Raw genomic sequence first — 5984 nt, 5'->3', positions numbered from 1 at the left:
TTATCCAGACTCTGTGAGTCTGTCTTAGCGAGAGCACCTCCGGTACAATGGGGCGGATATTCGCGACGGATGGATATCACGCGCCCCATCACAATGCTGACCCGGCTTAAGCCGGGTCAGCATTGTGATTTGCCGTTTCCGGAGGCCCATGCCGCAACTGTTCTTCACGGATCTCGCCGCCCTGAAAATGCCCGCCGTTGTCGATGGCGTTGTCGATCAACTTACCACGGCCGAGATAGCGGCGATGGAAAGCTTCGGCCTTGTCGAGGGCATGCCCTTCATCCTCGGAGAGGATGGCAGCTACGACCACGACCTCAACAGGTTCTTTCGTGCCGCTCCGACCATGGGCGTTCGATCGCTGAACAGCCTGCGCGCCTATGCGCGCGATATCGTCGTGTGGCTGCGCTTCCTCGCGGAGCGGCGCGATGGAAAATCTTTATGGGCGGTGGATCGCGAGGACATCGCAGCCTTCCATAGGGCGCGCCGACTGTCATCCCCGACGCATCGCATATCAGCCCAGTCATGGAATCGTTCCATTGCCGCGCTCGACAAGCTGTATCGATGGGCGGTCGAGGAAAAGCTGATCGACAAGGCACCGTTCACCTATCGCCAGATGTGGGGGCGCACGACCGATGGGGGCACCGTCGGCATCGCAGCGAATATGGCCCGCGAGGCGGGCTCCCGTAAGCGAAACACCCGCTTCCTGTCGCTGGACCGCTATCTGCTGTTCCGCGATGTCGGGCTGCGCGGACGGCTTCCCGATGGTGGCGAAGATCCGGGCTGGTGTGGCCGCAACGGCGAACGCAATGCCCTCTTCGCGGAGCTGCTGGTGACGACCGGCTTACGGTTGCAGGAAGGTTCTAGCCTGCTGCTCGCGGAATTACCGGCACTCGACTCTCATCCCGATCAGCGTTCGATCCCGTTCCCGATCGCGGCGGCAACGGCCAAGGGCAACAAGGGCCGTGAGGTCCGATTACCGCTACGACTGCTCAGGCGGCTGCGTGATTATGCCGACGTGGAGCGCGCAAACGCGCTGGACCGCTACGGGCTTCGCCGGAGATGGGAACGAATCGAGGCGCCGTTGATGGTCGCCAGTCATGACCGGCGATCCCTTCGACTCGACGATCAGCCATCCAGTCCGATCCGCTTCAACAACCTTAATCCCGGCGAGCGCGGCCGGTTGATCCATCGGCAGTCGCGGGAGCCGCTGGTGCTGTGGCTGACCGAAGGCGGGCTGCCGATGCCGATGGCGGCATGGGAAGCGGTGTTTATGCGGGCCAGCGCGCGATGCCGCCGCTTCGGCCTCGACATCGATGTGACGCCGCACATGCTGCGCCACACCTTCGCCGTCCACATGCTGACGCTGCTGCTGCGCGAGCAGATGGCGTGGCTTCTGGAGGAACGCGCGGGCCGGATGAGTCCCGCCTATCGTCGTCTGATCGGCGATCCGCTTCTCAAGCTCCAGCGCCTGATGGGCCACAGCCGGATCGAGAGTACCTACATCTACCTCGATCATCTCGACGAATGCCAGGCGTTGATCGACGCAGCGGTCGAGCAATGGGGTCTGGACGTCAGCGCCGCGAGCGTAGCGGCGTGAAGCGGCGGGGCCGCCGGGCAACCTTCCCGGACATCGATGCGGACACGCCGCTGGACGGAATCAATCTGGCGACAATTACCGAAACTCACGATCCCCGGCGCTTTCGCGTTCTCCTCCAGGACGGTGGGGAGCGACTGGTTGACCTGACAAGCTGGCCGCACCCTTCCTTCACGATCGCAATGGCGCCACTCGTGCAAGAGCATATCCGCCAGTTGGGTCCGGCGCCGGTCGGTCGGTCGATTTACTGCAAGGTGCTCGATCTACGGCAGTTCTGGCGCTTCCTGGATGCCGCAGGGGTGAGGATCGATGGTCTTGACGGCATGACGGCCGACTTGATCGACAGCTATGAAAACTGGCTGAGGCACAATGGGAAATCCGAACAGCATCTCCGTCGAGTGCTCAGCCATCTGATCTCGCTGATGCGTCTTGCTGTCGAAATGTACCCTGGCCGCTTCCCGCCGGACATGGAGCATCGGCTGAGCTGGCTTGGAAGCGGCGAATTTATCCACTCCCGGCCACGGGACGCCTATAGCAGCGGCATCGCAGCCGCGCTTCGCTCGGCTGCCAGGAAACAGATCACTGAGGCGGCCGCACGCATCCTACTCGGTGATACGATGCCCGGGCCAAGGCCGGACATAGCCGCCAACCCGAAGCTGAGCGGCTTCTATGCCGAGGTTCTGCTTGCCCTTGCGCGCGATGGTAAGCTTAGCACCCGCGTTCCGCCATTACGGCTGCTCAAGAGCGGGCTTCAGAACAGTGGAAGCCCGCCCTTGAGCAGCACAACGCTACACGGTACAATCTATCTGACCCGCCTCGACTTCATCGCGTTCCTGGTGTCGCTGTCACTGGACACCGGGATCGAGATCGAATGCCTCAGAAGCCTGAAGGCAGACTGTCTCCGCAATCCGACACGCGGCTATGTAGAGGTCGAATATCGCAAACGTCGCGCGCGCGGTGCGGAATGGAAACATCTGCGGATACGCGACGGGGCCAGTTCCACACCTGGCGCGATCATCCGTCAGGCCATCAGCCTGACGGCGCGGGCGCGCCGATATCTAGGGACAGATGCGCTCTGGGCCTACTGGGATGGTTATAAGCTGCTCGAGGGAAGAAACAGCCGCGGAAGCGTAGAAGCCTTCGTCACGCATCATGCGCTCACGGATCATGAGGGCTGCCCACTCAAGCTCGAGCTGTCTCGGCTCCGCAAGACCCACAAGGCCGAGCGCTATCTGCAAACCCACGGCCAGCTTGCTGACTTCGCGATCGGTCACTCGATCCCTGTTGCAGCAAACCACTATGCTGATATCCCGGCATTGAGTCACGTTCACGAACGCACGGTTGCCGACGCCCTTCATGCTGCACTGGATGCCGCGTTGAAGCCGACACTCGTTCCGCCCGCCATGGAAAAGGCCGTCCGCGCCGATCCGGGCTCGGTCGAACTCCCGGTCGCAGCCGACCGCGTTCCAGCTCTCTTGGGCGGCGAAGAGGACGTATGGCTCGCAAGTTGCGGCGGCTATTATGAAAGCCCGTTCGCGTCATCGGGGGAAGCTTGTCCGACGCCCTTCTGGGGCTGCCTTGAATGTGCGAACGCCGTGATCACGACGCGCAAGCTGCCTGCGCTGATCGCGTTCGATCTGTTCATGATCGAGCAGCGTGCGGGAATGGACGAGGCGTCATGGTCGGCTCGGTTCGGCCGCGCTCATCATCGCATCGTCGATCAGATCATACCGGCGTTCCCGGCGCAGCTTGTGGCGGATGCGCGCGCGAAAGCCTTGGAAGCGGGATCAAACCTTCTCTATCTGCCTCCCGAGCTTGCGGCATGGTGAAACAACGGCCCGCCGCTGCGCTTGCGCCCCTGGCCTCGATCTATCGCAACCTCGACGATATCGTGCTCGCGTCCACACCGCTAAGGGCCGACGCAGATCGCGATGGCCTGTCGCGGTTCGGCGATGACCTATGGGATATGAACCCGGGGGTCTTCCAGGCGCGCGCTTATTGCAAAATGAATATGCTCGACTTCAGCACTATCGGCTGTCCAGTCGAGCAGCTTACGGCCAAGGAATATATCTTCGCTAGCCTGAATGTTCGCGCTGGCGAGAGATATGGTCGGCTTCGCCCGTCATCTGCGCGAAACGCACTGCAGCAACTCCAGCGCTTCATGGGCTATGTGCGGGAGCGACACGGCCGGTTCGATACGGCGCTGATCGATCAGGAGACGATCGACGATTATCGCGTCATGTTGCTCGCGACGACGTCCGGTGGCCGCCGCTCGTTCGCACGCTACCTGAAACCGATCGTGGAACTACGCCGGTTCGCAGCCTATCTGACCTGTGGAGGTCTTGCCTTCACGCCTTGGGGCGGGCGGACCATCTACCGTGTCGCCGGGTGTAACGGTCCAAAACCTGGAGAGAACCGGACGCCGCGGATCCCCGAGCCGGTGATAGGCGCACTGCTCCACTGGTCGCTGAAATATATCGAACTCTACTCGGTCGATATATTTGCAGCACGTGCCGAATTAACAACATTGCAAGCGAAACGCGCGGCTAGGCCGCACTTACGCCCGCGAACTGACGTGCTGGCACGCGTCAATGCCTGGCTCGATGAGCGGCGGAGATCCGGGCGCGGCGTCCCTGTCTGGGAAAATCCTAACAGGACGGGTGTTGCGCCAGCGCTGTCGCGCGCGACACCCCTGCGGGGAGAGGTCATCAACCTTCGCCTCATCACGTTCCAGATCGATGTGAATATGCAGTCGGTTCAGGAAAACAGCAAAGCCTATGACCTGATCCGCCAGGCAGCGATCGAACTGGGTGTCGAGCGTGGCGGCATGGACACGCCAATCTCGATAGATCCGGATACCGGCCGGCCCTGGCGGGGCCGGTTCGATGCCCACAGCCTGGTTGAGGAAGAGGTAAACCTTCAAACGGCAGCCTACATCCTGTGCGCCTATCTGAGTGGGATGCGCGACGGCGAGGTACAGGCGATGCGGCCCGGCGCCGTAGCGCGCTCATGTAGCGCTGATGGCATGATCGAGCGTCTGGCGGTCCGCAGCACGGTCTTCAAGGATCGAGGTACACGGGGCGAGGCTGCGGAATGGATCACTATCGCTCCGGTCGATCGGGCGGTTGCTATCGCGGAACGTCTTGCCGCCCACCACCGCCGTCATCGTGGCGAAGATGAACTCTGGCTTGTTCTCAATGGGCACAATGAAACGTCAGGACATGGAATCCCGCACATCGTGGCCCAAATCAATCGGCTCCGCGCTACGATCGACCAGCGCTATGGCAAGCCAGATGAGCCTGTCTTCCCTCTGGTGGAGGGGCATCCCTGGTCGTTTACGACCTTGCAGTTCCGACGAACGCTGGCTTGGTATATCGCCAATCGGCCGTTCGGAGTGGTTGCTGGCAAGATCCAGTATAAGCATGCGTCGGTCGCCATGTTCGATGGCTATGCGGGCTCTTCGGCTTCCGGCTTCCGACAGGAGGTCGAACAGGAACGCGCACTTGGCCAACTCGACGATATCGTCGAGCATTATGAAGCGCATCTTCGCTCCAAGCGCCTAGCTGGTCCCGCCGCATTACGCCTTACGCAGGAATATGATCGCGTGGGCCGGGAGCTTGGGCCGTTCCCTGGGCGTATTGTCGACAAGGGGCGCATCAAGGCGATGCTGGCACATCTGGCACGAACGCTTCACGTTGGCCATCTGACAGACTGCTTCTTCGATCCCGCCACGGCCCTGTGCCTCGATAAGCGCAACATGGGGCAAAGAGTAGACCCGCTGCTCTCGCAATGCGCCCCGGATCGATGCCCCAACTCCTGCGTCACGATGCGGCACTTGCCGGTATGGGAAGCCTCGATCGCCGAGACGGACGTGTTGTTGCGCAGCAAACGGCTATCGTGTGTTCAGCGCGAAGCGTTGAGGCGCGACAATGAGCGGAAGCGCAAGCTGATCGCGCCTCTGAAATCAGGAGATGCTGAATGACACTGCCCGTCAGCCGCACGACCGAGGAAGCGCTACGTCAGGCGCTTGCGCGCCTCATCGACGGATGCCCAACGCGAACCGATGGTCGCCTGACCGTCGCCAACCTTGCGCGCGAGGCTGGCATGAGCCGGGCAACGGCAAACCGCGCTACCGCCATCGTGGCCGCCTGCCGTGATGCCATTGCTGCTGCCAGAGCGAGAGGTATGCCACCGAGGGGCGGGCCTGAAAAGGCGAGAGAGGAGCGCCGGGCTATGCATATCCGCGCCCAGCACATCCAGGCCCGAGCCCTGCAACAAAGGCAGGAAGAGCAGCGCGCTGCGCGCGCCGCTGTCCTGCCGTTCCCGAGAAACGCCCATGTCCAGCCTCGCAATAAAAGAAGTGAGACACCCTAGACAGTTTAGATATCTG

General features: G+C 61.9%; 4 protein-coding genes. 3 read left to right on the top strand and 1 reads right to left on the bottom strand.

Annotation, left to right across the window (positions count from 1 at the left end; translation table 11 throughout):
• Positions 1–148 precede the first annotated feature (148 nt).
• Genes BGP00_RS10700 through BGP00_RS10690 form a run of 3 tightly spaced genes read left to right on the top strand, consistent with a single transcriptional unit; the run spans position 149 to position 5576 of the window.
• Positions 149–1597: a site-specific integrase gene (locus BGP00_RS10700; RefSeq protein ID WP_018075838.1), complete on the top strand. Its 1449-nt coding sequence runs from the start codon at positions 149–151 to the stop codon at positions 1595–1597.
• Complete coding sequence (locus BGP00_RS10695) at positions 1594–3423, top strand: hypothetical protein (RefSeq protein WP_018075839.1); 1830 nt, start codon at positions 1594–1596, stop codon at positions 3421–3423. The genes BGP00_RS10700 and BGP00_RS10695 overlap by 4 nt, the downstream gene beginning before the upstream one ends.
• Complete coding sequence (locus BGP00_RS10690) at positions 3417–5576, top strand: hypothetical protein (RefSeq protein ID WP_018075840.1); 2160 nt, start codon at positions 3417–3419, stop codon at positions 5574–5576. The genes BGP00_RS10695 and BGP00_RS10690 overlap by 7 nt, the downstream gene beginning before the upstream one ends.
• A gap of 32 nt (positions 5577–5608) precedes the next feature.
• On the opposite strand, the gene BGP00_RS10685 is transcribed toward BGP00_RS10690, so the two are convergent.
• Complete coding sequence (locus tag BGP00_RS10685) at positions 5609–5932, bottom strand: hypothetical protein (protein WP_018075841.1); 324 nt, start codon at positions 5930–5932, stop codon at positions 5609–5611.
• Between the last annotated feature and the right edge of the window lie 52 nt (positions 5933–5984).

The organism is Novosphingobium sp. 63-713, from assembly GCF_001898925.1.
Taxonomy (GTDB): domain Bacteria; phylum Pseudomonadota; class Alphaproteobacteria; order Sphingomonadales; family Sphingomonadaceae; genus Novosphingobium.
This window is presented reverse-complemented; position numbering and strand designations above follow the sequence as displayed.

Coding starts and splice junctions, on each gene's coding strand:
- BGP00_RS10700 (WP_018075838.1), top strand. CDS start 149: ATGCCGCAACTGTTCTTCACGGATCTCGCCGCCCTGAAAATGCCCGCC.
- BGP00_RS10690 (WP_018075840.1), top strand. CDS start 3,417: ATGGTGAAACAACGGCCCGCCGCTGCGCTTGCGCCCCTGGCCTCGATC.
- BGP00_RS10685 (WP_018075841.1), bottom strand. CDS start 5,932: ATGGGCGTTTCTCGGGAACGGCAGGACAGCGGCGCGCGCAGCGCGCTG.